The organism is Cupriavidus sp. 30B13 (assembly GCF_049059565.2).
Classification (GTDB): Bacteria; Pseudomonadota; Gammaproteobacteria; order Burkholderiales; family Burkholderiaceae; genus Cupriavidus.
The window spans coordinates 1,887,544-1,914,331 of the sequence record NZ_CP188224.1 but is presented as its reverse complement, the minus strand read 5'-3'; the positions used below and the strand labels follow the sequence as shown (position 1 = coordinate 1,914,331).

Annotated in this window: 23 protein-coding genes; 12 read left to right on the top strand and 11 right to left on the bottom strand. The window is 69.2% G+C overall.

Annotated elements, in window-relative coordinates; genetic code table 11:
* Positions 1 to 7: 7 nt before the first annotated feature.
* The 5 genes from ACKI2N_RS27550 to ACKI2N_RS27530 are packed head-to-tail and all read right to left on the bottom strand — an operon-like array spanning position 8 to position 4,144.
* Positions 8 to 1,000, bottom strand: a complete 993-nt coding sequence (locus ACKI2N_RS27550; RefSeq protein ID WP_420992012.1) for a sll0787 family AIR synthase-like protein — start codon at positions 998 to 1,000, stop codon at positions 8 to 10.
* The gene (locus ACKI2N_RS27545; protein ID WP_420992011.1) at positions 997 to 1,542 is read right to left on the bottom strand and encodes an MSMEG_0567/Sll0786 family nitrogen starvation N-acetyltransferase; all 546 of its coding nucleotides are present in this window, start codon (positions 1,540 to 1,542) and stop codon (positions 997 to 999) included. Before ACKI2N_RS27545 ends, ACKI2N_RS27550 begins: the two co-directional genes overlap by 4 nt.
* Positions 1,539 to 2,618, bottom strand: coding sequence for an MSMEG_0568 family radical SAM protein (locus ACKI2N_RS27540; RefSeq protein ID WP_420992010.1), 1,080 nt, complete (start codon positions 2,616 to 2,618; stop codon positions 1,539 to 1,541). The genes ACKI2N_RS27545 and ACKI2N_RS27540 overlap by 4 nt, the downstream gene beginning before the upstream one ends.
* Positions 2,611 to 3,639: a Nit6803 family nitrilase gene (locus tag ACKI2N_RS27535; protein WP_420992009.1), complete on the bottom strand. Its 1,029-nt coding sequence runs from the start codon at positions 3,637 to 3,639 to the stop codon at positions 2,611 to 2,613. Before ACKI2N_RS27535 ends, ACKI2N_RS27540 begins: the two co-directional genes overlap by 8 nt.
* Positions 3,640 to 3,661: 22 nt before the next feature.
* On the bottom strand, positions 3,662 to 4,144 hold the full coding sequence (locus tag ACKI2N_RS27530) for an MSMEG_0572/Sll0783 family nitrogen starvation response protein (protein WP_420992008.1): 483 nt from the start codon (positions 4,142 to 4,144) through the stop codon (positions 3,662 to 3,664).
* A gap of 399 nt (positions 4,145 to 4,543) precedes the next feature.
* Here ACKI2N_RS27530 and ACKI2N_RS27525 point away from each other — a divergent pair, with 399 nt between their 5' ends.
* Positions 4,544 to 5,935, top strand: a complete 1,392-nt coding sequence (locus ACKI2N_RS27525) for a PLP-dependent aminotransferase family protein (RefSeq protein ID WP_420992007.1) — start codon at positions 4,544 to 4,546, stop codon at positions 5,933 to 5,935.
* A gap of 97 nt (positions 5,936 to 6,032) precedes the next feature.
* Positions 6,033 to 8,408, top strand: a complete 2,376-nt coding sequence (locus ACKI2N_RS27520; protein ID WP_420992006.1) for a DNA polymerase II — start codon at positions 6,033 to 6,035, stop codon at positions 8,406 to 8,408.
* 90 nt (positions 8,409 to 8,498) lie between these two features.
* Here the strand turns inward: ACKI2N_RS27520 and ACKI2N_RS27515 are convergent, their stop codons facing one another.
* The gene (locus ACKI2N_RS27515; RefSeq protein ID WP_420992005.1) at positions 8,499 to 10,055 is read right to left on the bottom strand and encodes a methyl-accepting chemotaxis protein; all 1,557 of its coding nucleotides are present in this window, start codon (positions 10,053 to 10,055) and stop codon (positions 8,499 to 8,501) included.
* Positions 10,056 to 10,400: 345 nt separating this feature from the next.
* On the opposite strand from ACKI2N_RS27515, the gene ACKI2N_RS27510 reads away from it, so the two are divergent.
* Positions 10,401 to 11,186 (top strand): SDR family NAD(P)-dependent oxidoreductase, encoded by a 786-nt coding sequence (locus ACKI2N_RS27510; RefSeq protein ID WP_420992004.1) that lies wholly within the window; start codon positions 10,401 to 10,403, stop codon positions 11,184 to 11,186.
* A gap of 53 nt (positions 11,187 to 11,239) precedes the next feature.
* Here the strand turns inward: ACKI2N_RS27510 and ACKI2N_RS27505 are convergent, their stop codons facing one another.
* Together ACKI2N_RS27505 and ACKI2N_RS27500 are read right to left on the bottom strand one after the other, a co-directional pair.
* Entirely contained in the window at positions 11,240 to 13,477 is a 2,238-nt protein-coding gene (locus ACKI2N_RS27505) for a molybdopterin cofactor-binding domain-containing protein (protein ID WP_420992003.1), read from the bottom strand.
* Between the two features lie 2 nt (positions 13,478 to 13,479).
* Positions 13,480 to 13,953 (bottom strand): (2Fe-2S)-binding protein, encoded by a 474-nt coding sequence (locus tag ACKI2N_RS27500; protein ID WP_420992002.1) that lies wholly within the window; start codon positions 13,951 to 13,953, stop codon positions 13,480 to 13,482.
* A gap of 208 nt (positions 13,954 to 14,161) precedes the next feature.
* Here ACKI2N_RS27500 and ACKI2N_RS27495 point away from each other — a divergent pair, with 208 nt between their 5' ends.
* Both ACKI2N_RS27495 and ACKI2N_RS27490 read left to right on the top strand, forming a co-directional pair.
* On the top strand, positions 14,162 to 15,148 hold the full coding sequence (locus tag ACKI2N_RS27495) for a tripartite tricarboxylate transporter substrate binding protein (RefSeq protein ID WP_420992001.1): 987 nt from the start codon (positions 14,162 to 14,164) through the stop codon (positions 15,146 to 15,148).
* Positions 15,149 to 15,169: 21 nt separating this feature from the next.
* Complete coding sequence (locus ACKI2N_RS27490) at positions 15,170 to 16,147, top strand: D-2-hydroxyacid dehydrogenase family protein (RefSeq protein WP_420992000.1); 978 nt, start codon at positions 15,170 to 15,172, stop codon at positions 16,145 to 16,147.
* A gap of 44 nt (positions 16,148 to 16,191) precedes the next feature.
* On the opposite strand, the gene ACKI2N_RS27485 is transcribed toward ACKI2N_RS27490, so the two are convergent.
* Positions 16,192 to 17,580 (bottom strand): MATE family efflux transporter, encoded by a 1,389-nt coding sequence (locus ACKI2N_RS27485; RefSeq protein ID WP_420992075.1) that lies wholly within the window; start codon positions 17,578 to 17,580, stop codon positions 16,192 to 16,194.
* A 172-nt stretch (positions 17,581 to 17,752) separates the two neighbouring features.
* Between ACKI2N_RS27485 and ACKI2N_RS27480 the strand changes: the two genes are divergently transcribed.
* The gene (locus tag ACKI2N_RS27480) at positions 17,753 to 18,217 is read left to right on the top strand and encodes a MarR family winged helix-turn-helix transcriptional regulator (RefSeq protein WP_420991999.1); all 465 of its coding nucleotides are present in this window, start codon (positions 17,753 to 17,755) and stop codon (positions 18,215 to 18,217) included.
* A gap of 87 nt (positions 18,218 to 18,304) precedes the next feature.
* On the opposite strand, the gene ACKI2N_RS27475 is transcribed toward ACKI2N_RS27480, so the two are convergent.
* Positions 18,305 to 18,508 carry a CopG family transcriptional regulator gene (locus ACKI2N_RS27475; RefSeq protein WP_420991998.1) on the bottom strand — a complete coding sequence of 68 codons (204 nt, stop codon included), beginning with the start codon at positions 18,506 to 18,508 and terminating at the stop codon, positions 18,305 to 18,307.
* Positions 18,509 to 18,681: 173 nt separating this feature from the next.
* On the opposite strand from ACKI2N_RS27475, the gene ACKI2N_RS27470 reads away from it, so the two are divergent.
* Positions 18,682 to 19,497, top strand: a complete 816-nt coding sequence (locus tag ACKI2N_RS27470) for a fused MFS/spermidine synthase (protein WP_420991997.1) — start codon at positions 18,682 to 18,684, stop codon at positions 19,495 to 19,497.
* Between the two features lie 52 nt (positions 19,498 to 19,549).
* Here ACKI2N_RS27470 and ACKI2N_RS27465 read toward each other — a convergent pair whose 3' ends face one another.
* Positions 19,550 to 20,299 (bottom strand): FadR/GntR family transcriptional regulator, encoded by a 750-nt coding sequence (locus ACKI2N_RS27465; protein WP_420991996.1) that lies wholly within the window; start codon positions 20,297 to 20,299, stop codon positions 19,550 to 19,552.
* A 72-nt stretch (positions 20,300 to 20,371) separates the two neighbouring features.
* Between ACKI2N_RS27465 and ACKI2N_RS27460 the strand changes: the two genes are divergently transcribed.
* The 5 genes from ACKI2N_RS27460 (at position 20,372) to ACKI2N_RS27440 (ending at position 26,727) form a co-directional block, all read left to right on the top strand.
* Positions 20,372 to 21,391: a Bug family tripartite tricarboxylate transporter substrate binding protein gene (locus ACKI2N_RS27460; RefSeq protein ID WP_420991995.1), complete on the top strand. Its 1,020-nt coding sequence runs from the start codon at positions 20,372 to 20,374 to the stop codon at positions 21,389 to 21,391.
* An 11-nt stretch (positions 21,392 to 21,402) separates the two neighbouring features.
* Positions 21,403 to 22,971, top strand: a complete 1,569-nt coding sequence (locus ACKI2N_RS27455; RefSeq protein WP_420991994.1) for an AMP-binding protein — start codon at positions 21,403 to 21,405, stop codon at positions 22,969 to 22,971.
* A 432-nt stretch (positions 22,972 to 23,403) separates the two neighbouring features.
* A complete protein-coding gene (locus ACKI2N_RS27450; RefSeq protein WP_420991993.1) occupies positions 23,404 to 25,002 on the top strand; it encodes a hypothetical protein in 1,599 nt (532 codons plus the stop codon).
* 277 nt (positions 25,003 to 25,279) lie between these two features.
* Positions 25,280 to 25,801, top strand: a complete 522-nt coding sequence (locus tag ACKI2N_RS27445; RefSeq protein ID WP_420991992.1) for an RNA polymerase sigma factor — start codon at positions 25,280 to 25,282, stop codon at positions 25,799 to 25,801.
* A gap of 65 nt (positions 25,802 to 25,866) precedes the next feature.
* Positions 25,867 to 26,727, top strand: a complete 861-nt coding sequence (locus tag ACKI2N_RS27440; protein ID WP_420991991.1) for a FecR family protein — start codon at positions 25,867 to 25,869, stop codon at positions 26,725 to 26,727.
* Positions 26,728 to 26,788: the final 61 nt, after the last annotated feature.

Below are 26,788 nucleotides of genomic sequence, written 5' to 3'. Positions count from 1 at the left end.
GTACTCCTTATGCGGTGAGCGGCTGCGCGCCGCGCGGAACGATGAAGGCGTCGCTGGCGAAGTCCCACAGCACGGCTTGCTCGCCGTCCCGTTCGACCCGCACGGTGCGCGTGGCGTCGATGGCGCCGATGTCCGCGCAGGCGATGCCGCGCGCGCCGAAACGCGCGCCCACGGCCGGCACGTGCTGTTCGTCCACGGCCAGCAGGAAGCCGTAGCTGGGGAAGGCGGTCAGCCAGCGCTGCAGGTCCACGCCGGGCGGCACGGGGATGCGCGCGAGGTCGATGCCGGCGCCCACGCCGGAGCATTCCAGCAGCATCAGCGCGGTGCCGAGCGTGCCGGCCATGCTGATGTCCTTGGCGGCGCCGCACAGGCCGTCCTCGGCCAGCGCCGGCAGGATGTCCAGGTCGCCGCGCAGGCGCCCTGCCGGCGCCTCGGTGGAGGCGTTCCAGTACGGATACGGCTCGACGAAGGCGCCGCGCAGGTCCACCGCCATCAGCAGGCGCTGGCCCGGCCGCGCGGCGAAGCTCGACAGCAGGCGCCCGGCGCGGCCGAGGATGGCCACCGCGAGCTGGGCCTGGTCGCTGCGGGCGTTGCTGTGCCCGCCGACGATCGGCACGCCATAGCGCGAGGCCGCCGCCGCCATGCCCTTGAAGACCTCGGCGGCATCGTCCACGCCCTGGCTCCAGATCGCGTCGACCACGGCCAGCGGGCGTCCGCCCATGGCGTAGACGTCGCTGACGTTGACCATCACCGCGCTGTAGCCGGCGAACCACGGCATGGTGCGGATGAAGTCGCTGACCATGCCTTCGATGGCGAACAGCAGGTAGCCGTCGCCGTCCGCGATGGCCGCGCAGTCGTCGCCCACCGCCACGGCCTGGTCGAGGTCGCGCGCGCCGCCGGGCAGGGCGTTGCCGAGCGACGAGAGCATGCCGGCGATGTCGGTCTTGTGGCCGAAGCCGCGGCTGGCGCGCTGCGCGCGCACGAGTTCGTCGAGCGTCATCGCGCGGCCCTGCCTTCGGCGACGAAGCCCTCGCGCGGCGTATGGCAGGGCGGGTACATGTTCAGGTCCGCCTGCATCAGGTGATGCGGATGGCCCAGCAGGGTTTCCTCCGACAGCACGCTCCAGTGCAGGCGCCGGAACAGCGGCACGTTCTGGCTCTGCACGTGGGCGAGGAAGCGCTGGCAGCCCAGCGCGTTGGCGCTGCTCACGGCCAGGCGGATCAGCGTGGCGCCGATCTTGCCGTGGCGGCGGAAGGCGGCGTCCACCGCCAGCCGCGAGCCGAACCACACGCCGGGCTCGCTTTCATGAATGCGCACCGTGCCGACCACCTGGTCCAGCTGGCCGGGCCGGGACACCACGGCCACCAGCAACTGGGCCACGTCGTCGACGGCGTCGCGGTCGTCGCCGGCGAAGATGCCCTGCTCGTCGCAGAACACCGCGCGCCGCAGGCGGTAGGCCTGCTCGCTCTCCCAGGCCGCGTCGGCCCAGCGCACGCGCAGGACCTCGGCGGCCGGCACTTCGACGCACAGATCGGCTTTCATGCTGCCAGCCCTTCGTAGGACGACAGCGACGAGCAGGCGCCGCACTTGCCGCAGCCGGCCTTGATGTCGGCCGAGCGCATGCCGGCCGCGCCGACCATGGCGCCGAGCGGCTGCAGCACCGACTTCATGAACTCGGGCGTGGGCGCGGGGTGGTCTTCCAGCGGCGTGCCGGAGATCGGCACGAACGGCACCACGAACGGGTAGACGCCGATGTCGAGCAGCTCGCGCGAGATCGACAGGATGGCTTCGGCGCTGTCGCCCAGGCCGGCGAGGATATAGGTGCTGACCTGGCCGCGGCCGAACACCGCCACCGCGGCCTTGAACGACTCCATGTAGCGGCTGACGGGCACCGAGGCCTTGCCGGGCATGATGCGCTCGCGCACGGCGGGCGTGACCGCTTCCAGGTGCATGCCCAGCGTGTCGACGCCGGCGGCGCGCATGCGGCCGAACCAGCGGTCGTCGTCGGGCGGCTCGCACTGCGCCTGGATCGGCAGGTCGACCGCGGCGCGGATGGCGAACGCGCTGTCGCACAGGATGCTGGCGCCGCGGTCCGGCGTGGGCGGCGTGCCGGTGGTCAGCACCATGTGCTTGACGCCGTCGAGCAGCACCGCGGCGCGGGCCACCTCGGCCAGTTGCTCGGGGGTCTTGCGGGCGATGGTGCGGCCGGCCGCCAGCGACTGCCCGATCGAGCAGAACTTGCAGGTCTTGCGCCGGCTTTCATAGCGGATGCAGGTCTGCAGCACGGTGGTGGCCAGCACGTCGGCGCCGTGCAGCGTGGCGATGTGGGAGTAGGGCACGCCCTCCATGGTCTGCATCGCGTAGAAGCGCGGCGTCTTCGGAAAGCTGATGCTGGCGATCGGGATGGTGCCGCGCGTGAGCCTGACCTCGCCGCGCGCGTCGGGCGCCGAGGCGACGAACGGCGAGTCCCAGGCCGTGCTGGTATGCACCGGCACCATGATGGTCACGCCGTCGATGGTCACCGCCTTGTGGTCCGACGGGCCCGCGCCGCCGCGGCGGCTGGCCGCGCCGGCACGAGGGTCTTCCAGGCGCATCCCGACGGATTGAAGCTCAGTCATCAACTGCCGGCTCGAGGCCGGCGTCGTCTCGCTGGAGTGCATGTTGGGTGCTCCCGTTGAAGTTGGCGAATGCGGTGCCCATGGCCGCGGGCATGGACGAGAAGGTGGCGGCCGGCCGGTCGTTGATGGCGAGGCTCAGCAGCTCGGGGCGCGCGTAGTGCCCCACCGAGTCCATCATGCGTTTGCGCTTGGTGATGAGCGACATGTCCAGGTCGGCGATCACCAGGCCTTCGCCTTCGCGCAGCGGCGTGGCCAGATGCTGGCCTTCGGGCGAGATGATCGCGGTGTTGCAGCCGCCGCGCAGGGCCTTCTGCAGGCCCGGGTCGGTGGTCACCGAAGCGATCTGCTGCTCGGTCAGCCAGCCGGTGGCGTTGACCACGAAGCAGCCCGACTCCAGCGCGTGGTGGCGGATGGTGACCTCGATCTGCTCGGCGAAGACCGGGCCCACCAGCGAGCCGGGGAACTGGCTGCAGTGGATTTCCTCGTGCTGGGTCATCAGCGCGTAGCGCGCCAGCGGGTTGTAGTGCTCCCAGCAGGCCAGCGCGCCCACGCGGCCGACGGCGGTGTCGGCGACCTTGAGGCCGGCAGCGTCGCCCTGGCCCCAGATCATGCGTTCGTGGAAGGTGGGGGTGATCTTGCGGCGCTTGAGCACGAGGCGGCCGTCGGCGTCGAAGATCAGCTGGGTGTTGTAGATGCTGCCGTGGTCGCGCTCGTTGACGCCGAGCACCACCACCATGCCGTGCCGGCGCGCGCGCTCGGAGACGGCGTGCGTGACCGGGCCGGGTACCACCACGGCTTGCTCGTACAGGCGCATGTGGTCGCTGCCGGACTGCACCGGCGGCCGCACGAAGGAAAAATACGGGTAATACGGCACGAAGGTCTCGGGAAAGACGATCAGCTGCACGCCCTCCAGGGCGGCCTTGTCGATCGCCTCGCAGACCTTGCCGAGCGTACCCTCGCCGTGTTCGAGGTCCGGGGAGATCTGGACCGCGGCTGCGCGCACGATGCGTTTCTGTGACATGGTGATACCCGCCTCTGTGTGCTTAAACCGTCCAGGTGTCGATGATCAGCGCGTTTTCCTTGCGGTGCAGGAGCTTGAGGTCGAGCACGTCGAGCGGGTTGATCGGGCGCACGCCTTCGATCAGCGAGGCTTCGCCGTGGCCGTACAGCGCCTGCAGCGCGAAGCGGCACGCGTACACCTTGCCGCCTTCGTCCATGAACTTGGTGAGCTGCTTGTTGAAGTTCAGGTGGCCCGGGAACGCTTCGTCGCCGAGCGTGGGGAAGCCGCGCTGCAGGCCCAGCGTGACGCCCGGGCCATACAGCAGGATCGAGGTCTCGAAGCCCTTGCGCTGCAGGCGGGTGGCCTGCAGCATGTTGACGAAACCGATCGAGCCTTCGAAGGCCACGGTGTGGAAGGTCACCAGCGCCTTCTCGCCCGGCTCGGCTTTCACGTCCTCGAAGACCTTCTCTTCGTAGTCGACCAGGAAATCGCCCTTCTGGTGGGCCGGTTTGTTCACTGCGGGCATGTTTTGCTCCAATTCGTTGGGGTTCAGTCGATCAAGCGATCCGTCGATCGATCGATCGGCCGGGGGGCCGACGTGGAACCTTGTGCAACCGGTATGCCATCCGCGCGGCGCAGCCATGCGATCAATCTGCGATCTGGCAGGCGCAGCCGCATTGATCGCATCGGTGATCGGCAGCGATGTGGCCCGGCCGAGTCGTGCCGCTGCCACATCGCGCAGGCGCGCCGGCCGACGGAAATGCACCGTGGCGCGGCCCGGGAGGCGATCGCATGCGCTCAATCGGTGCAATCAGCCTCGTTCACGCACCATCATGTTGCGCGTCATGATGCAATCAATATTGCGTGGAAAAAGCAATCGCTTGGTGCTAGCCTTGAGGCCTGAATCCAGCTACCGGAGCCCGCCTTGTCTGGCCTGACGAACCATTGGGAAAAGCGCATCGCAGAGAGCCCGAAGCCGGCTTATCTGATGATTCCCGACCTGATCGAGGAGGCGCTGGCGAGCGGCCGCCTGCAGGCGCGCGACCGGCTGCCGGCGCTGCGCGACCTCGCCGACGCCCTCAAGCTCAACTACACGACCGTGGCGCGCGGCTACAACGAGGCGCGCAAGCGCGGCCTGATCGACACCAAGGCCGGCAGCGGCACCTACGTGCGCGGGCGCGCGCCGGCGCTGCCGCTGCGCGCCGGCACGGGCGCCGAGATGACCATGAACATGCCGCCCGAGCCGCCGGTGCTGGCCGCGCGGCTGCGCGAATCGATGACGCGCCTGATGGGCGCCACCGATCCGTATACGCTGCTGCGCTACCAGGATTTCGGCGGCACGCCGGCCGACCGCGCGGTGGCCACCGGCTGGCTGCGGCGGCTGGTGCCGGCCTGCAGCGCGGAGACGGTGCTGATCGCGCCCGGCATCCACAGCGCGCTGGTGGCGCTGCTGTCGCAGTTGTCCCGGCCGGGCCAGGCGATCTGCCTGGACACGCTGGCCTATCCCGGCATCAAGGCCATCGCCGCGCAGCTCGGGGTGCAGTTGCAGGCGCTGCCCGGCGACGAGGACGGACCGCTCGCGCCGGCCTTCGAGGCGCTGTGCAAGACCCAGAAGCCGGCCGCGTTCTACTGCAACCCCACGCTGCAGAACCCGAGCACGCGCACGATCCCGCAGCGCCGCCGCGAGATCCTCGCCGACATCGCGCTGCGCTACAGCGTGCCGATCATCGAGGACGACGCCTACGGCATGCTGCCGCAGAGCGTGCCCGATGCGTTCGCCACGCTGGCGCCGGAGCTGACCTACTACGTGACCGGGCTGTCCAAGTGCTTCGGCGCGGGCCTGCGCATCGCCTTCATCCACGGCCCCAACGCGCGCCAGACCCAGCGCCTGGCCGGCACGCTGCGCGCCACCACGGTGATGGCCAGTCCGTTCAACACGCTGCTGGCGACGGCCTGGATCAAGGACGGCACCGCGGACGACATGCTCAAGGCGATCCGCGCCGAGAGCGTGGCGCGCCAGGCGATCGCGCAGCGGATCCTGGCGGACCGGCCCTACGATGCCGATCCCGGCGGCTTCCACCTGTGGCTGCCGATTCCCGGCGAAAGCGTGTGGAGCCCGTCCGAGCTGGCGCTGCACCTGCGCTCGCGCAGCATCGGCGCGGTGTCCAGCGCGGCGTTCTCCACCGACGGCAACCCGCCGGACGCGGTGCGCATCTGCCTCGGCGGGCCGAGCGACCGCGACGAGGTGGAGGAATCGCTGCAGATCATCGCCGACACGCTGGACGACCCGCACCACCTGCACTCCGCCATGCTCTGACGCGCCGGCGCCGGTAGAATGTCCGGTGGCCGCGAGGGCCGGATGTTCATGGCGCAAAGGCAGCGCAGGCAGCGCAGGCGGCGAAGGCAACGACAGGGTGGATCGACTACAACAGGGGTTTCTTCTGACCCGGCACTGGCGCGACACCGCGGCCGGCGCCGAGGTCGAGTTCTGGCTGGCGACCGACGACGGTCCCCGGCATATCCGGCTGGCGCCGCAGCAATCGGTGGCCTTCATCCCGGCCGAGCATGGCGAGCGCGCCGCCGAGGTCCTGCGCGGCGAGCGCGGCTTCGAGCTCAGGCCGCTGCCGCTGGCCGACTTCCACCAGCGCCCGGTGCTGGGCCTGTACTGCGCGCAATACCGCCAGCTCGGCAAGCTGGAAAAGCTGCTGCGCGAATACGGCGTCGATGTCTACGAGGCCGACATCCGGCCCACCGACCGCTACCTGATGGAGCGCTTCATCAACGCGCCGGTGTGGTTCGGCGGCGAGCCGCCCGCGCCGGGCGCGCAGGGGCCGCTGCTCAACGCGCAGATGAAGCCCGCGCCGGACTACCGGCCACGCCTGAAGCTGGTCTCGCTCGACATCGAGACCACCGCCCACGGCGAGCTGTACTCGATCGCGCTGGAAGGCTGCGGCCAGCGCCAGGTGTACATGCTCGGCCCGCCCAACGGCAACGCCGACGGCCTCGATTTCGACCTGGCATATTGCGCCAGCCATGCCGACATGCTGGAGCGGCTGAACCAGTGGATGGAGCGCCACGACCCCGACGCCGTCATCGGCTGGAATGTGGTGCAGTTCGACCTGCGCGTGCTGCAGAAGCACGCCGACCGCCATCGCGTGCCGCTGCGCTTCGGGCGCGGCGGCGGCCTGCTGGAGTGGCGCGAGCACGGCTTCAAGCAGGAGCACTATTTCGCCTCCGCCGCGGGCCGCCTGATCGTCGACGGCATCGAGGCGCTGCGCTCGGCCACCTGGAATTTCCCCTCGTTCAGCCTGGAGAGCGTGGCGCAGGCGCTGCTCGGCGAAGGCAAGTCCATCGACAACCCGTACCAGCGCATGGCGGAGATCGACCGCCGCTTCGCCGAGGACAAACCCGCGCTGGCGCGCTACAACCTCAAGGACTGCGAGCTGGTCACGCGCATCTTCGCCAAGACCGAGCTGCTGCACTTCCTGCTCGAGCGCGCCGCCGTCACCGGGCTGGCGGCCGACCGCAGCGGCGGCTCGGTGGCGGCATTCAGCCACCTGTACATGCCGCTGATGCACCGGCAGGGCTACGTGGCGCCCAACCTCGGCGACGTGCCCGAGGCGGGCAGCCCCGGTGGCTTCGTCATGGACTCGCGGCCCGGCCTGTACGATTCGGTGCTGGTGCTGGACTACAAGAGCCTGTATCCGTCCATCATCCGCACCTTCCTGATCGATCCGGTCGGGCTGGTGGAGGGCATGCGGCATCCGTCCGACGCCGACTCGGTGCCGGGCTTCCGCGGCGCGCGCTTCTCGCGCGGCAAGCACAGCCTGCCGGCCATCGTCAGCCAGATCTGGCAGGAGCGCGAGGCCGCCAAGCGCCAGCGCAACCAGCCGCTGTCGCAGGCGCTCAAGATCATCATGAACGCCTTCTACGGCGTGCTGGGATCGAGCGGCTGCCGCTTCTTCGACCCGCGCCTGGCCTCGTCGATCACCATGCGCGGCCACGAGATCATGCACCGCACGCGCGAGCTGATCGAAGCGCGCGGCTACGAGGTCATCTACGGCGATACCGACTCCACCTTCGTCTGGCTCAGGCACCCGCACTCGGAGCATGACGCGCGGCAGCTCGGCCGCGCGCTGGTGGACCACGTGAACCAGTGGTGGCGCGGCCACCTGCGCGAGGCCTACGGGCTGGAAAGCGCGCTGGAGCTGGAGTTCGATACCCATTACCACCGCTTCCTGATGCCCACCGTGCGCGGCGCGGAGCAGGGCAGCAAGAAGCGCTACGCCGGGCTGGTGGCGGACCAGGACGGCAACGAGGAAATGGTGTTCAAGGGGCTGGAGACCGTGCGCACCGACTGGACGCCGCTGGCCCAGCGGTTCCAGCAGGAGCTGTACCAGCGCGTGTTCAAGAAGCAGCCCTACCGCGAATACGTGCGGGACTACGTGGCGCGCACCCTCGATGGCGAGTTCGACGACCTGCTGGTCTACCGCAAGCGCCTGCGGCGGCCGCTGGAAGCCTACCAGCGCAACGTGCCGCCGCACGTGCGCGCCGCGCGCACGGCCGACGAATTCAACCAGCGCGAAGGGCGGCCGCTGCAGTACCAGAACGGCGGCTGGATCAGCTACGTGATGACCACCGCCGGGCCCGAGCCACTGGAGACGCGGCGCGCCGCGCTCGACTACGGCCATTACCTGGAGCGCCAGCTGCAGCCGGTGGCGGACGCCATCCTGCCGTTCCTGGACGAGGATTTCTCAAGGCTGGTGACGGGGCAGCGGGATCTGTTCTGAGTCGGCGCGCGCGAGCGCGTGGTCGCAGTCCTCCTCCCATTCGCACGGGAGGGAGAGAGGGGAAACCCGCCGCCGCCCCGGCCCGCCCGCCTAGGCGAGCTGGAAGCGGCCGGCGGCCTGCATCAGCCCGCTCGCCTGGTCCTGCAGGGAGCCTGCCGCGGCCGCCGCCTGCTCGACCAGCGCGGCGTTCTGCTGGGTCACGTGGTCCATCTGGCTCACGGCTTCGTTGACCTGCTCGATGCCGGCGGCCTGTTCGTGCGTGGCCGCGGTGACCTCGGCCATGATGTCGGTCACGCGCCGGATGCTGCCGACCACGTCTTCCATGGTGCGCCCGGTCTGCGCCACGAGGTCGTTGCCGATCGCCACCTTCGAGGCCGAGTCGTCGATCAGCACCTTGATTTCCTTGGCGGCGGAGCCGGAGCGCTGGGCCAGGCTGCGCACTTCCTGGGCCACCACCGCGAAGCCGCGCCCCTGCTCGCCGGCGCGGGCCGCCTCGACCGCCGCGTTGAGCGCGAGGATGTTGGTCTGGAAGGCAATGCCCTCGATCACCGCGATGATCTCCCCGATCCGGGCCGAGGATTCGCTGATGGTACCCATGGTGTCGACGACCTGGTTGACCAGCGAGCCGCCCCGGGCCGCCACGTCGGAGGCCGACAGCGCGAGCTGGTTGGCCTGCCTGGCGTTCTCGGAGTTCTGCCTGACGGTGCCGGTCAGCTCTTCCATGGACGCGGCGGTTTCCTGCAGCGAGCTGGCCTGGTGCTCGGTGCGCGCCGACAGGTCGGTGTTGCCCGCGGCGATCTGCGTGGAGGCCGAGGAGATGGTGTCCGCGCGGCTGCGCATTTCCGCGACGATGCGCGCCAGGTTGCCCTTCATGTCGATGAGCGAGCGCAGCAGCATGCCGGTTTCGTCCTTGGCGGTGTCGGCCGCGTCGCCGGCGTCTTCGCGCAGGTTGCCCTGCGCGACTTTCCTGGCCACGGCGACCGCCTGCCCGATGGGGCGGGTGATGCCCGCGGTGAGCCAGCGCGAGAAGCCAAAGCCGAAGCACGCCGAGATCACCACCAGCGCCACCAGGATGGTGCGGCTCCTGGCGGCCAGGGCTTCGTTGTTCGCCGCCATGGTGTCCATCTGCTCGCGCTGGTAGTCCAGCAGCTTCTGCACGGCCGTCTCATAGCTGTTTGCCGCCGGCATGTATTCCTGCTCCAGCACGCGGTCGGCCTCGGCCTGCTGCTGGGCGTCCTGCGCCTGCGCGATGCGCGTGCGCGCATCGAGGTACTGCTTGCGCACGCCGGCCAGCTCCTGCAACAGCGCGCGTTCCGGCGCGGTCTCGGCGAGCGCCTCGATCTTCTTGGCCAGGTCCTGCGAAGCGGCGGTGGAGGCGGCGGCATCCTTGGCGAAGAAGGCGGCCAGGGAATGGTCGCTGCTCTTGGCGATGGCCGTGGTGCGGCGGATGCCCGCGTAGACGAAGCGGTTCCAGTCCGCCAGCATGCGCTCCTTCGCCAGCGGCAGGTCCATCATCCGGCGCGCGTCCTGCGAGACGGTCTGCAGGCAATAAAGGCCGATGAGGGTGTTGACCACCAGCAGGAACAAAACTACGAAGAACCCCAGTCCCAGCCGGGTCCCGATCCGCAGGTCGCGTATGCGTGCCATGATTTCCTTCTTGTCGACGCTTGGAAGGGCGTATCGACGCCCGTGAAAAGGGGCTTCTCCGTGGCTTGCGCGCGGCCTTTTTCCGGCAGCGGGCCGCCAGCCCCCCGCCTACCTTATCGGCCCCTTCGTGGCGGCAATTTCCCCCCACTGAAGTCGGGGTTCAGGGATGCCGTTTCCGGCCGGGGCCAGTGACGAAAAAGCGGCTTGCGCCTTGCCGGGCGCTCAGGGTTTCGCCGGGGCGGGGCTTCGCGGCGGCGGCACGCGGCATGCCTGCCGCCCCACGCGCGGCCGCAAGCCCGGTTACGATGGCGGCGATATCAACGGCAACCAACGGAGAGTGCAGCGGTGGAACTCAACCTGCAGGACAAGCTCGTCGTCGTCACCGGCGGCAGCAAAGGGATCGGACTGGCGTGCGCGCGGGCGTTCGCGGGCGAGGGCGCGCGCGTGGCCATCATCTCCAGGGACATCGGCAACGTCGAGCGCGCGCTGGCCGCGCTCGGGCAGGAAGGGATCGAGGCCAGCGGCTACGCGGTCAACCTGTCGGTGTACGAGGACGCGGCCAAGGTGGTGGCGGCCATCGAAGACGCGCAGGGCCCGGTCGACGTGCTCATCAACAGCGCCGGCGCGGCCAAGCGCTACGAGCCCGAGGCGCTCGACGGCAATGCGCTGCGCGCGGGCATGGAGGACAAGTATTTTCCGGTCGCCAATGCGCAGGAAGCGGTGCTGGCGCATATGCGGCCGCGCGGCAGGGGCGCCATCGTCAACATCATCGGCTCCGGCGGGAAAATGCCCACCTCCACCCATCTCTCCGGCGGCGCGGCGAATGCCGCGCTGATGCTGTCCACGGTGGGCCACGCCGCGCACTACGCCGCGCTGGGCATCCGCATCAACGCCATCAACCCGGGCTACACGCTCACCGGGCGCGTGGAGCAGTCGCTGGCGCTCGAGGCCAGGCGCCTCGACATCAGCCGCGACGAGGCCTTCGCGCGCACCGCGGCCGACGTGCCGCTGGGCCGCTACGGCCGGCCCGAGGAGGTGGCCGACGCGGCGCTGTTCCTCGCCAGCGAGCGCGCCAGCTACATCGTCGGCGCGATCCTGTCGGTCAACGGCGGGCGCAATCCGGTGATCTGAGCTTGCCCGCGGGCGCGCTGTTCGCGGCACGCCCGCGAGGCAGCCGGGGCGGGTCAGGCGGCCTGCCCGCGCTTCAGTCCGGCCAGCACGGCGTCCGGCAGGAACGGCACGGTGCGCATGCGCACGCCGGTGGCGTCGAACACCGCGTTCGAAATCGCCGCGGGCACGGTGGCCGGGGCCATCTCGCCGGCCCCCCAGGGCGGCGAGTCCGGATGGTCGAGCAGGTTCACCGTGATGCGCGGCGCGTCGGGGAAGCGCAGGATCGGGTAAGCCGCCCAGTCCAGCGAGGTGATCCTGTCGCGGTCGAAACGCACTTCCTCGAACAGCACGCGGCTGATGCTCTGCACCACGCCGCCTTCGATCTGGTTGCGCGTGCCGTCCGGGTTGACGACCTGGCCGCAATCGTGGCTGCACCAGATGTCCGTGACGCGGATGCGGCCGTCCTTGCGGCTGACCGCCACCTCGGCGACTAGCGCCACGTAGGTCCGTTCGTTGTCGTAGTGGATGAAGGCGAGGCCCCGGCCGCGCGCCACGTCGCCGCGCTGGCGCGGGGCCGGCGACGGGCGCGCCTGCCATTTCGACAGGCGCGCCACGTCTTGCAGCACGGCGCGGGCGCGCGGGTCGGACAGGTAGGCCAGGCGCCACTGCAAGGGGTCCGCGCCCGCGGCGGCGGCCAGCTCGTCGAAGAAGGCCTCGTTGGCGAAGGTGTTCTGCATGCGGCCCGGCGAGCGCAGGTGGGCGGTGCGGAACGCGTGGTCGACCATGCGGTGGATGCGGGTGCTGACGGCGGGGAAGGCATACGGCACGTCGGCGTTCTTCTGGATGTTGCCGGTGATGTAGCCGGTGCGCTTCACGCCCGACAGCACGGCGGCCAGCAGCGGGAATTCGTCCAGCGTGCCGTGGGCTTGCGCCAGGTAGAAATCGGAAACCCAGCCCGCCGGCTTGCCGCGGGCATCCAGGCCGGCTTCCAGGTCCACGATGGCCGGCGGGCTTTTCGGGTCCCAGCCGTGCTCGTCCGCGCGCATCCACTGCACCCGGACCGGCGCGCCGGCGAGCTGCGAGACCAGCGCGGCGTCGGCCGAGCAGTCCTCGTGGCCGTTGCGGCCATAGCAGCCCGCGCCGTCGAGATAGATCAGCCGGACATTGGGCCGGGGCACGCCGAGCATGGACGAGATCTCGCCCTGCAGCGAGTGGGTGGACTGCGCCGCCGACCAGATCGTGCAATGGCCGTCGCGGAAATCCGCCACCGCGCACGCCGGCCCGATGGAGCCATGCGTGTGCGGCGGGAACAGGTAGGTGGCCTTGATGCGCTTGCGGGCCGTGGCGAGCGCGCCGCCGGCGTCGCCGGTGCTGGCCACGCTCTCCACCTTGCTCTCGGGCAGCGCGCGCCAGTAGGCGTAAAGCTGGTCCTGCGCGGGGAAATTGGGATGCATTTCCCAGTCTGCCTTGAGCGCGCGGGCGGCCTTGACCGCGCCCCATTCCGACCGGCACACCACCGCGAGGAAATTCTCCTTGCGCACCACGCGGACCAGCCCGGGGATGTCGCGCACCGAGTCCTCGTCGACGCCGCGCAGCGTGGCCGCGGGGCCGGCCGGGCGCACCACGCGCGCGTGCAGCATGCCCGGCAGGCGGAAATCGTGCACATAGGTGAAACGCCCGGTCAGCTTGGCCGGCAGGTCGACGCGCGGCACGCTCTTGCCGACCAGCGCATGCGCCGCCGCCGGCTTGAGGCGCACCTGCGGGTCCAGCGGGATATCGAGCGGCTTGCCGGCGACGAGTTCGGCATAGCCGATCTGGTGGCCGCCGTCGGCGCTGGAGATCACGCCGTCGCGCACCGCCAGCCCGGCGGCGGGCAGGGACCATTGCGCGGCGGCGCGCGCCACCAGCGCCTGGCGGGCACTGGCGGCGGCGCGGCGCAGCGTGCCGCCGCCTTCCTGGATGGTCAGGCTGCCGGCGGTCTGGCCCTGGTCCGGCGTGAGCAGGGTGTCGCCCATGACCATGCCGACCCGGTCCAGCCCCACGTCGAGTTCCTCGGCCACCATCTGCGCCAGCGCGGTGCGGGCGCCGGTGCCGAGGTCGACCTTGCCGCTGTACACCGTGACGCTGCCGTCGGTGCCGATGGCCAGCCACGCATCGACCTCGTTCTTGGCCATGCTCTTGCCCGCGCCCGTCGTTCCGGCGGTCCCGGCCGTGCCGCCGGCCGCCTGCGCGCCGGCCGCCAGCGGCAGGCCGCCCAGCGTGAACGAGACCACCAGCCCGCCACTGCGCTTGAGGAAATCCCGGCGGTCCATGTTCATGCCTCCCCGGCGGCGGCCTGCGCGGCGCGGCGCACCGCCTTGACGATGCGGGTATGCGTGCCGCAGCGGCACAGGTTGGCCGCCAGCGCATTGCGGATCTGAGTGTCGTCCGGGTTGGGCGTCCGCGACAACAGCGCCACCGATGTCATGACCATGCCGTTGATGCAGTAGCCGCACTGCGCGGCCTGCTCGTCGATGAACGCCTGCTGCACCGGGTGCGGCTTGTCCGGCGAGCCGAGCCCTTCCAGCGTGACGATGGCGGCGGTTCCCACGGCCGACACCGGCAGGACGCAGGAGCGCGTGGCGGCGCCGTTGAACAGCACCGTGCAGGCGCCGCACTGGCCCAGCCCGCAGCCGAACTTGGGGCCGTGCAGGCCGAGCGTGTCGCGCAGCACGTAGAGCAGGGGCGTGTCGTCTTCCACGTCGACGGGCGCGACTGCGCCGTTGACGTGCAACTGGTAGGTCGTCATGGCTTTTCCTCGGGATGTGGGGGCGCCTGCCAAAGGCATACCGGGCTGATCACAATGTATGCGACAAGCGGCGCGGAGAACAGGAACGGGGCGCGCGCATTTCCATTGCCCGGAAATGGCCGGCCGTTTTGGGAAAAACTTCTCTTAAACTCGGCTGGAATCAAGGCATGCCGCATCGACGGCACACGATAAGAAAGGAGACATTGGCATGGCCCATATTCTTCGCCGCCGCCGGGCGCTGCTGCTGGCCGCGCCGGCGGCGCTGTGCGGCGGCTGGCTGCCGCGCGCGCACGCCGCGGCATACCCGGACAAGCCGGTGCGGCTGGTGGTGCCGTTCGCCGCGGGCGGGCCCGTCGACGGCATTGCGCGCATGCTCTCGCGCCAGATGGGCGCGGGGCTGGCGCAGCCGGTGGTAGTGGACAACCGGCCGGGCGCGGGCGGCGTGATTGGCCTGAACGTGGTCGCCAACGCGCCGGCCGACGGCTACAGCATGGTGCTCTCCTCGATCCAGCTGGTCACGAATCCGGCGCTAATGCCGTCGCTGCCGTTCGTGGCCGAGCGGGATTTCGCGCCGGTGACCGTGGTGGGGTTCATCCCGCACGCGCTGGTGGTGCGCGGCGACTATCCGGCGCGCACGCTGCAGGACCTCGTCGCGATGGCGCGCAAGTCGCCGGGCTCGATGAACTACGGCTCGTCCGGCAACGGCACTTCGGCGCATCTGGCCGGCGCCATGTTCGCCGAGCGCGCGGGCATCCGTGCCGTGCATGCGCCATATCGCGGCGCCTCGCCGGCGCTGACCGACCTGCTGGCCGGGCAGATCCAGTTCATGTTCCTCGACGTGCCCACCGCGCTGCCTTACCTCAAATCCGGCAAGCTGCGCGCGCTCGCGCTGGCGCCCAGCAGCGGTTCCTCGGTGCTGCCCGAGGTCCCGACCATCGCCGCTTCCGGTTATCCCGGCTTCGACATCCATGCGTGGTACGGCATGCTGACGCGCGCCGGCACGCCGCCCGACATCCAGCAGCGGCTCTACCAGGAAACGCGGCGCGCCATCCAGAGCGAGGCCGGGCAGAAGTACCTGAAGGCGCAGGGGATCGAGCCGGGCGGCATGCCGCCGGCGGAGTTCGGCGCGCTGATCCACGCGGACCTGGCGAGCTGGCGGGGCGTGGTCGAGCGCCTGCACATCTCTCTTTCATAAGCCTTCCACGGAGTTCCGACCATGCGAATTGTCATTCCCGACGACTATCAAGGCTGTGTCCGCGGCCTGCGCTGCTTCTCCAGGCTGGCCGGCCATGACGTCACCGTCTACGAGGACAACGTCAAGTCACTCGACGCGCTGGCCGAGCGCTTCCGCGAAGCCGACGCGCTGGTGCTCACGCGCGAGCGCACCCAGATCACGGCCGCGCTGCTCGACCGCCTGCCCGGGCTGCGGCTGATCAGCCAGACCGGCAAGGTGGCCGGCCATGTCGACGTGGAGGCCTGCACCGCGCGCGGGATCGCCGTGGCCGAGGGCTCGGGGTCGGGCGCCGCCACGGCGGAACTGACCTGGGCGCTGATCCTGGCAAGCCGGCGCCACCTGGTGACCGAGGTCAACCGGCTGCGCGGCGGCCGCTGGCAGGGCACGCTGGGGCAGGAGCTGCGCGGCCAGCGGCTTGGCGTCTGGAGCTATGGCCGCATCGGCAGGCAGGTGGCGGCGTACGGACGCGCCTTCGGCATGAAGGTGTGGGTGTGGGGCAGGGAGGGATCGGTGTCGGACGCCCGCGCCGACGGCTTCGAAGCCGCGCCCTCGCGCGAAGCCTTCTTTGCCGAGAGCGACATCGTCAGCCTGCACATCCGGCTCAACGCCGATACCGAAGGCCTGATCCGCGCCGCCGATCTCGCGCGCATGGGCCCGCAGGCGCTGCTGGTCAACACCAGCCGCGCCGAGCTGGTGGAGCCCGATGCCCTGGTGGCGGCGCTGCGCGCCGGGCGCCCCGGCTTCGCCGCGGTCGACGCCTACGAGCAGGAACCGGTGCTGGGCGCCGCCCATCCCTTGCTCCAGCTGGACAACGCGTTGTGCACGCCGCACATCGGCTTTGTCGAGCGCGACAACTACGAGGCTTATTTCGGCACGGCGTTCGACAACATCAACAGCTTCTTCGCGGGCTCGCCGCAGAACCTCGCCAACCCGCGTGTGCTGGCGGCGATGCGCGGCTGAGGCGGCCAGCCGCCTCGCATGGCTGGCGCGGGCACCGCGCCGGCCTAGTCCGTCTCCGTGAAGCCGAACAGGAAGACCGACGAGACGACGACACCGTACAGCACCATGCCGAGCGCCGACGCCGCGAAGAACGCGACCAGCGAGCCGGTGAGATGGATCGCCAGCCACCCGCCGCCGACCGCGACCAGCAGCCGCAGAAGACCGGCCACCAGCGGCCACTTCAGGCGGCGCGCGCCCTGCGAGGCAAAGTAGAGCGCGAATCCCAGGCCGAAGAAGCCATAGAAGGGGCCGACCACGCGCAGGTAGGTGATGCCGGTGGCGAGCATGCCGGGGTCGGAGCCGAACAGCCTGAGCCAGCTCTCCGGCCAGATCGCGGCGCACAGGCCGATGGCCTCGGTCACCGCGAACGACATCGCGCCGCCGGTCAGCGCGATCTGGCGCACGCGCGCCGGCTGGCGGGCGCCGAGGTTGGAGCCGACCATCGCCACCAGCGGCGCGCCGATGCCGAATGCCACCGGAATGACGAGATACTCCAGCCGCACGCCGGTTCCGTAACCCGCCAGCGCCGATACGCCGAAGCCGGCGCCGACCATGGCCGTGGTGGCGCCGATCATGGTGTTGGTGATCACCGGGTTGATCGCGGCGACGCCGCCGACCGAGAGTATTTCCATGGCCAGCGGCCAGCGCAGCGGGCCGGCCTGCAGCTTCGCCGGGTTGCGCCCGCTCAGGCAATACCAGGCCAGCACGGCGGCCCCGAGGGTGTAGTAGACCAGCATGGCGACGCCGGCGCCGGCGATGCCGAGCTCCGGCATGGGGCCCCAGCCGAAGATCAGGCTCGGCGACAGCGGTATGAGCAGCAGGGCGCCGCCGCAGATGACGGCGCCCGGCGTGAGCATGTTGCCCGTGCCCCGGATCACGCTGGCCAGCGCGTTCATGATCCACATCATGACGGAGCCGGCGAACACGATGTCGGAGTAAGTCAGCGCCGCGTCGAGCGCGGCGCCGCTGCCGCCGAGTGCGCGGTAGAGCTGCGGGCCGGCGAGAAGCAGGGCGGCGGAGGTGACGATGCCCAGGGCCGCGTTGATGACCACCGCATGCAGCGCGAGGCTGCTGGCGTCGGCATGCCTGCCGCTGCCGAGCGCGCGCGACACCGCGGCGGCGATGCCGCCGCCCATGGCGCCGCCGGCCATGTTCTGCAACAGCATCAGCACCGGCAGCACCAGCGCCATGCCGGCCAGCGGCGCCGTGCCGAGCCGCGATACGAACCATGTCTCGATCAGGCCCGTGCTCGACTGCGCCAGCATCATGGCGAGATTGGGCCAGGCCAGCCGCGCGACCGTGGGCAGAACCGGTCCCTTCAGCATTGCCTGCAGCCGCGGGTTCGCCGCGGCGCCGGCGGCATGCGGCGCATTGGTGGCTGCGGGAGTCGTCATCATGTCACCTGGGATGGGTTCGCATGGCGGCCGGCGCACAGCGTGGCTCGCATCACATGCTTGCATATGCAATCAGTCAAGGAGGCAAAGGTAGGTGCATATGCAAGCAATGTCAAGTGAGGTAAGCTCGTCCGCTGACGCTATCAGCCGCGGACCGATCCGCCCAGCCACGATGACATCCCTCCGGAGTGACGCAACCCTGTGCAATGGCGGCGCCCTGCGCAAGGCAACCCGCCGCGTGTCCCAGCTCTACGACACCGTGCTGGCGCCTTGCGGCCTGAAATTGTCGCAGCACGCGATCCTTGCCCATATCGACCGCGCGGGCGCGCCGCCGTCCATGGGGCAACTGGCAAAGGCGCTGGTGCTCGACCGTTCCGCGCTGGCTCACAACATCAAGCCACTGGAGCGCGACGGCCTGGTCGAGCAGCTGCGGGATCCGGATGACGGGCGTAGCCGCCTTGTCGCCCTGACCGACGCCGGCAGGAGCAAGCTCACCGAATCGAAACGGCTGTGGCGGGTGGCGCAGGCGCGCTTCGAGCGCGTCTATGGCGAGGACGAGGCGAAGGTACTGCGCAGCGCGCTTGCCAGGATCCACGCCGAGGAATTTGCCGAGAAGTTCGTGGCGCTGGGCGACTGAGCCTGGCGGAGGCGGCGAGGGCGGGGCGGCCCGCCCGGCAGCGCGGACGAGGGTGCGGGGAGGGCGGGGCTGTGCCTGCGTGCCGCCCTACGGGTTGGGCTTGCGGCCAGAACCGGCCGACCCGAGCTGGGGCCGCGTCGCATAGTCGACGCCGTGCTGCTCCAGGTAGCCGCGAATCAGCTGGCGCACCACTTGCGACGGCGTCTGATCCTGCGCCGCGCACAGCGTCTCGAAGGCTTTCTTCTTCACCGGGTCAATCAACACAGTAAGCCGGGCGGTCTTGGTTTCCATGCGTGCCAGAGTGGTATCGTATGATAATGCTATTATCATAGTATACAACTGATAGCCGGAGTACAGTCCGCGTTGGTCCAGGCTGCCATGACGTGGCAAAACCGCGTCCCGAGACCGCGTTTCGGGACGCGCGGCCAGACTGCCTGGTACCGCGGCGAGCCCGCCTCACCACGATGGATCCATCCCGCGCCTCCTTCGAAGCCTATTTGAAGTTTCTTGCCGAAACCCCGGATGACGGAAAGCCGGTGGTGCTGGAAACCGATCACGCGCTTTCGCTCCATTTCGACGTGCACGCGACGCAGAGCCTCATGTCGCGGCGCGATCCCGACAAGCTGGTGCTGGGCTATACCCGGACCATGATGGGATTTCTGCTGCTGCGCCCGGCGCCGGCCCGCATCTCGATGATCGGCCTGGGCGGCGGCTCGCTGGCCAAGTATTGCTACCGGCATCTTCCCAACGCCAAAGTCGTGGCCATCGAGATCGATCCGGCCGTGATCGCGCTGCGCGACACCTTCCATATCCCGCCCGACGACGACCGCCTCCAGGTCATCTGCGCGGACGGCGCCGAGTACGTCAAGGGCCAGGACGCCCGCCCGGACGTGATCCTGGTCGACGGTTTTCTCGCGCACGGCATGCCGGCGCAGCTGGGGACGGCGGCCTTTTATGGCGCCTGTCACGCGCGGCTTGCCGATGACGGCGTGCTGGTCGCCAATTTCCTCGAAAGCGATCAGGACATCCCGTTCTACCTGGAAGAGGTGCGCTCCGTGTTCGGCGAGTCGTTTGCCGTTTCCCAGTCCGAAGACAGCTGTAACTACACGCTGTTTGCCTGGAAAGGCACGTGGACGCTGCCGTCCCTCGATACGCTGCTCGCCCGCGCCCGCATCCTGGAAACGGCGCACGCATTGAACTTGCGCTCGGCCGCGCGCCGGCTGAAGCAAGGCAAGCGGCTCGCGTCGGACTGGCGTTTCTGGCGGAAGCTGGCGGGCTGAGTCCTCGACGGCGCGCGAGAGCGCCACCGCCCGCGCAGCCTTGCCGCGAAGGCTACTCAGGAGGGAAGTAGGACTCGAGAAACTGCTCCAGCGAGGCCGCCATTTCGCGCTCGGCGGCTGTGGCGTCGCCGCGCGCGAAATGCGCCATGAAGCGGCGGCGCGAAGCGAAGATCTCGTCGTTTTCGTAGGTGCCGATGCGCAGGATGAACTCCACCAGCAGCGCCATCATGCCGTCCACGAGGACGACCATGATGGGGTTGCCTCCCATGCGCGCCAGCATCCGGTGGAACTCATGATTCAAGGTGAATCTTTTCTCGAATTCGCCAGCCGCCGTGGCTTCCTCCGCCGCGTCGATGTTGCGGTTCAGCCTGGCGATATCGTCTTCGGTCGCTAGCCGGCACGCCTCGCGCACGATGGCCGGCTCGATCGCGATATGGGCCTGGATGAGCTGGCGCGGGGTGATGCCGCCGAGCCGGTAGAGATCCAGCAACCCCTCGACCACCACCGAGCCGTCGGCGCGCGCGATGAAGATCCCGCCTTGCGCTCCCTTTTTTGTCTCGACCAGTCCCGCCTGCTCGAGCGAGCGCACGGCCTCGCGCAGCGTATTGCGCGACACCCCCAGCTCGGCAGCCAATTGCCGCTCCGCCGGCAGCCGGCTGCCCGGCGTCAGGCGGCCGCCGGTGATTTCCTCGCGGATCTGGTTTGCGATCTCATCCGCGGCGCGCCGTACCTGCACGGGGCGGAAAGCCGGGCGGACGAGTGTCTCGGGACTTACCCGAGGGTTGTCTTGTTCTTCGCTCATCGTTGCCTATAGAATGGTTCAACCATTAAGCCATTGTGACACATTCGATGCCGCAGGCACAGGAGACGAGCGATGACATCCGAGTATCAGACCACCCGACCGCGGTTCACCAGGCGCAGGCCGCACGCATTCGCGGCCGCGGCGATTTTCCTGCTGTCGACGGTAGCCATGGGCGCGGCCCGCGCCGAGCCCGACGCGGCAAGGTTTCCGTCGCAGCCGGTCAAGCTGGTCGTGGTGTACCAGGCGGGAGGGGCGAACGACATCGTCGCGCGCGTCCTGGCGGACCGCATGACGCGGGTCCTTGGCCAGTCGGTGATGGTGGTGAACAAGCCGGGCGCGTCGGGAGCCATCGGCGCGCAGTTCGTCGCCGGCAGTCCTCCCGACGGCTACACGGTGCTGATGGGTGGCGCCCCGCTGGTGGTGGCGCGCGCCCTGTACAAGAATCCGCCGGTCGACTTCGAGAAGAGCTTTTCTCCGGTCGGCAAGGCGGTCAATCTCAACGTCGTGCTGGTGGCCCGCAAGTCCTATCCGGCGCACACGTTCCACCAGGCCGTGGAACGCGAACGCAAGCAGCCGGGCAGTTCCACCATGGCGGTGACGGCCGGCGTTTTCGAGCTCTATTTCGCGCGCCTCAACCGTCTCGCGAATACGCAGATCGTCAAGGTGCCCTATAACGGCGTTCCAGCCGCCATGAACGATATCAATGGCGATCGCGTCGACATGCTGATCGACACGGTGGCCGCGCAAAAGCCGTTCATCGCCAGCGGAGCCACCAAGCCGCTGGCGGTGTTCGGCCCGAAGCGGCTGGCCGCGCTGCCGGACGTCCCCACGCTCGCGGAACTCGGCTTGAAGGGGTTCGAGGATCAGTCGTATGTCGGCATGCTGGTGCCCAAAGGCACGCCGGGGAGTGTGGTGCGCAAGCTCAACGGCGCGCTGAATGTGGCGCTGGCCGATCCCGACGTCAAGGCGCGTCTCGAGAACCTGGACTTCGGCGTGGAGGGCAGCACGCCCGAGGCCTTCTTCAAGGAAATGAAGGCAGATTCAGACCGGTTCGCGGAGCTGGCCGACGTGGCCCACATCGAAAAGCAGTGAGGAGATTCGACATGCAGGATTCAGGACCGCTCTACGGATGCGCTACGGTTGCCGCGCTCTATCGCTCGGCATTCAAAGCGTTCGCCCACCGCGAAGCGCTGGTCGGCGATGACGTTCGCCTGAGCTACGGCGAGCTCGAGGGCCGGTGCCACCGGATGGCGCGCTACTTTCTGTCGATCGGGCTGCGCCGCCAGGACGGCATCGGCGTGCTGGCCGGCAATCGCGTCGACGCCATGGCCGCCATCATCGCCGCGCAACTGCTTGGCCTGCGCTACACCGCGCTGCACCCGCTCGGCTCCGCCGAAGACCAGGCGTTCGTGCTCCGCGACGCCAGCATCAAGGCGCTGGTGGTCGACACGCCGCGGCATGGGGAGAGGGGGGCAACGCTCGCAAGCCTGGGCATTGTCGAACACGTACTCACGCTGGGTCCTGCCGGGTTCGGCACCGACCTGGCGGCGGCATCCGCATCGATGGAAGACGGCGATTTCCCGCTCGAGGTGCAAGCCGGCGACGTCTTCAAGATCTCGTACACCGGCGGCACCACGGGCAAGCCGAAAGGCGTGGTCCACCATCACCGGACCGCCGTCACCATGGCCATGCAGCAGCTCGCCTGCTGGGAATGGCCCGACCAGGTCCGCTTCCTGGCGACCACGCCGATCTCGCATGCAGCGGGAGCGGCCATACTGCCCACCTTCCTGCGCGGCGGCACGGTGTATTTCCTCGACAAGTACGACGCGCCGCGCTTCCTCGAAGCCGTTGCGCGCCACCGGATCACATGTACCTTCCTGGTGCCGAGCCAGATCTACGGGCTGCTCGACTTTCCCGGGCTGGAGCGCCACGACCTGTCGAGCCTGCACCGCATCTGGTATGGCGCGGCGCCGATGGCGCCGGCCCGGCTTGCCGAGGCCCTCGGAAAGATCGGCCAGGTATTCGGCCAGATCTATGGCCAGGCGGAGGCGCCGATGACAGTCACCTATCTGCGCGCGGACGAGCACGATCCCGGGCGGCCCCATCTCATGGGCTCCTGCGGCCGGCCAATTCCCGGCAATGAGGTGCGCCTGCTCGACGCCCGGCTGCGCGAAGTGCCGCCCGGCGAAATCGGCGAACTATGCGTGCGCGGGCCGCTCGTGATGTCCGGCTACCTGAACCGGCCGGAGGAAACCGACAAAGCATTCGCGGGCGACTGGCTCCATACGGGGGATATGGCTCGCCGCGATGCGGAAGGCTATCTGTATCTGGTGGACCGCGCCAAGGACATGATCATCTCGGGCGGCTTCAACGTCTACTCGAGCGAGGTCGAAAACTGCCTGGCCTTGCATCCGGCCGTCGCCATGTCCGCGGTGATCGGAGTCCCGCATGCAAAATGGGGCGAAGCCGTGACCGCGCTTGTCGTGCTCAAGCCGGATGCGTCCGTCAGCGAACAGGCGCTGATCGACTTCGTCACCGAGAGAAAGGGCGTGGTATGCGCGCCCAAGTCAGTCTCGTTCGAACCCGAGCTTCCTCTCACGTCGCTCGGAAAACTCGACAAGAAGACGCTGCGCGCGCGTTATTGGAGCGGACAGGCGCGTTTGGTCAGTTGAGCGCGGGGTGCGACCGCCGCTTGGGCGGTCGTGCCGGGCTTGCCGGAGCCGTGGACGTTGGGCCGGACGTGGATTCAATATTTAACATAAGGCTAATTATGAGTTTTATGGATGGCATGTCGGCGATCCCCGTCCCACCATTCGCCGGCAACAAATACAAATCGCACACATACCGTGGCACCGCCATCCCCCCATGTGTACCCCGGATCATATCTTGTCAATTCCACCTCTGGTTGGGTATCGGGCATAAGACAGTTCCGACACACTCCACACCGCCTGGTGTGGGCCTGACGGACCATGCCAGCCCGGCGTGCACGCCAGAGCCAAGGGAGGGTCAGGGTCGGCCATCCCGGCGCGCGCGATGGAAATCAACCATACAAAGAGATATCAGGGATGAAATCGAGACTTCTTTTGACGGGTCTGGCTGTTGCCGTGCTTTCCGCATGCGGCGGCGGCGGTTCGGGGGATAGCGCAGCGCCGGCCGCGGTCACCACCAAGGTCAGCGGCACTGCCGCAGTGGGCGCCGCGCTGGCCAACGTCACCGTGCAGGCCAAGTGCGCATCGGGCAGCGGCAGCGCCACCACGGCAGCCGACGGCACGTTCACGATCAACATTGCCGATGCCAAGCGCCCTTGCGTGCTGAGCGCGGTGGCGCCGGACGGCACGGTACTGCATTCGGTGGTGGAAGCCGGTACGGATACCAACGTCGTGGCCAACATCACGCCGCTGACCGAACTGCTCACGGCCGCGCTGGCGCAAGGCAGCACGAGCACGTTCTTCGACCAGTTCGATGCCACCGCCCAGGCACGCCTGACCTCGGCCAATCTGTCGACCTCGACCGACACGGTGCGCCTGGCGCTGACCGGCCTGGTGGACATCTCCGGCGCCGATCCGCTCAAGGGCACGCTGGTGGCCGCCAACGGCAGCAAGGCCGGCAATGCGCTGGACCAGTTGCTGGACCAACTGGCCGCCCGCCTGGCATCGTCCAAGGCCACCGTGGCCGATCTGTCCACGGCCATCGGCAGCAATGCAGGCCCGGTGGCCATCGGCACGATTCTGCAGAAGGCTTCCGCCACTTGCGCGGGCCTGCGCACGGGCAAATACTTCGGGCTGCGCCCCGGCAGTTTCTCCCCGCTGACCATCGACGCCGACGCGCTGACCGTGACGGACAATTCCGCGCCGCCGCCCAGCATGGTCTCGGCCATCGTCCTGAATCCGGTACGGCCGCTGGTGGCCGCCTTGAACGACGCTTGCCGTTTCGACATCACCGATGTGGGTTCCAGCATGCTGGTCTCGAAATCGGGCGTGGCCTTGCTGATCCCGAGCACCGGCGCCGCGGCGGCGCCGAACGGCCTGCCGGGATTCATCGTGCCGGCTCAGCAGTTGCCGCTGGCCGACCTGGCCGGCAACTGGAATGCAGTGGCTTTCCAGAGTCCCGATGGTGGCAACACGTACGGCACGGCCCGCCTGACTTTCACGCTGGACGCCAACGGCAAGATGACCGCCGCTTCCGCCTGTAACGACGACAACGCCTGTACGAGCTGGGGCGCCGGCGATCTGGTCACGCTCACGGCCAACAACGACAACTCCTTCTCGGCAACCGACGCCACCGGCAGCGGCCGGGCGGCGGCGTTCAAGGGCACGGACGGACTGGTGTCGGCGGTGATCAGCCAATCCGACGGCCTCATCGTTGCCACCAAGCAGGTCGCGCGCGCCCTGCCCGTTGCCGGCTCGACCAACTCGTACTGGGACTACGTGGCGTTTGCCGACCGTTCCAGCACGCTGGGAACCTGGAGCACCAAGATCCTCAGCGTCGACCCCAAGACGAACACCTACACGCGCAACCGCACCAATGACAACCGGGTCGACACCTGGACGCAGAACGTCCCGGCGAATGGCCTGCGTTATCGTGCCAAGAGCAGCGCGGCGGACGAACTGCTCGCGATGACGCTCGGCAATACCGGCGTGGGTGTGGACATCGGCCTGCATGTTTCGAAGCCGTACTTCGACATTTCGGTGAATCGTCCGTGATGTCGCGCCTGACGGTGCCGAACCGTCAGGCGCATCCCGCATGGAGAAGCCCGCCGCGAAGCGGGCTTTTTTTCGTCGGGTCCGCCGAAATGGCCGAGGTTGTGCGCCGGATACGCCATGCCGGGGATTCGGGGGCATGCGATTGCCGCTCATTTCATGCAAGAGTTTTCTGAATTAATAATGATTCTCATTTATAATCCGTCGCGAATCGACCAGGACCTGGCTCCTTCCGGCTTTGCTACGCGATCCCGCACACCTTCCGCTGTTCGCCGCCCTGATGCGGCATTACGACGACCTGGTCGACCATGTCCGCCGCCGCTTTGGCGACCGCCATTTCGCCCGTGACGTGGTGCAGGACGTCTGCGTGCAGTTGCTGGAGCGTCCGCCCGTGGACGCGGTGGCCAGGCCGCTGGCCTTTCTGCGCCACATTTCCACGCATCGCGCCATCGATAGATACCGGGCCGACCAGGCTCGGCAAGAAGCCCTGGACGAATGGGCCGCCGTCACCGACGTGCATGGTTCGTCGGCCCCGGACGGCGCCGCGGCGCTGGAATTCCGCCAGCAGGTCGACCGGCTGGAGCAGTGCATCGCCAGCCTGCCACCGCGCTGCCGCGACGTCTTCGTGCTGCACCGGCTGCACGACCTGCCGCAGCACGAAGTTGCCGAGCGGCTGTGCATCTCGCGCGGGATGGTGGCGCGCCACATGGCGCGCGCCATGGCAACGCTGGCGCCGCTGATTGACGAATTCGCCGTGAGGGTGGAACCTCCGGGCTCGTCCTCAATCGTGAGGACGCCATGACATCTTCCCCGGCCCCGCTGCATCGGCAGCCCGCTATGGCCTGCCCTGCCCCGCCCAACGAATCCATGCCCGAACCTTCGCCTACCCCCACGCCGGATCCCGCCGCGCCCCAGGCGGAAGACCGGCTGTCGCCGTACCGGCAGGCGCTGCGCGAGCGCTTTCCGTCGGTCGACGAGATCACGCAGGCGGCGCAGGCGCGCCGGCAGCGCCGCCGCCGCACGCAGGCCGCCAGCGCGGCCGGCGCGGCGCTGCTCGCGCTGGCGGTGTGGATTGCCGATCCGGCCTATCGCAGCGACCTCGTCGCGGCCGCCCCCGGCCAGAGCATGTCCCGCATGCTGGCGGACGGCAGCGAGGTCCAGCTCGACGGCGGCAGCACGGTCGCCGTGGCCTGGCACCTGCGCTCGCGCCGGCTGTCGCTCGAGGCCGGCGAGGCGCTGTTCCGCGTGGCGCACGGCCCGCGTGAGTTCACGGTCACCGCGGGCGATACGCGCGTGCGCGACATCGGCACGGTGTTCGATGTGCGCCTGCAGCCCGGCGGCACGCGCGTGATCGTGCTCGAAGGCGCGGTCGAGGTCAGCGCGGGCAACCAGACGCGCCGGCTCGAAGCGAACCAGCGGGTCGACGTGCCCGACGGCGGCTTGCCCTCGGCGGTATTCCATGTCGACGCCGAGCGCGCCACGGCGTGGCGCCGCGGCAAGCTCTCGTTCGACGGGCTGACGCTGGCCGAGGCGGTGCGCGAGATGCAGCCGCACGCGCACCGCCCCATCGTCATCGACGATGCCCGTGCCGCGGCGCTGCGGCTGTCGGCCGAATTCGACCGCGACCAGGTCGACGCGATGCTGCCGCTGCTGCCCGGCATCCTGCCGGTGACCGTGCGCACCGCCGCCGACGGCAGCGTGCACCTCGCCGCGCGCGGCGCGCCATGAGGCCATGAGGCCATGAACTGACCGCGGAAAATTTTTTTTGGCGCGCAGGTGTACATCGCGC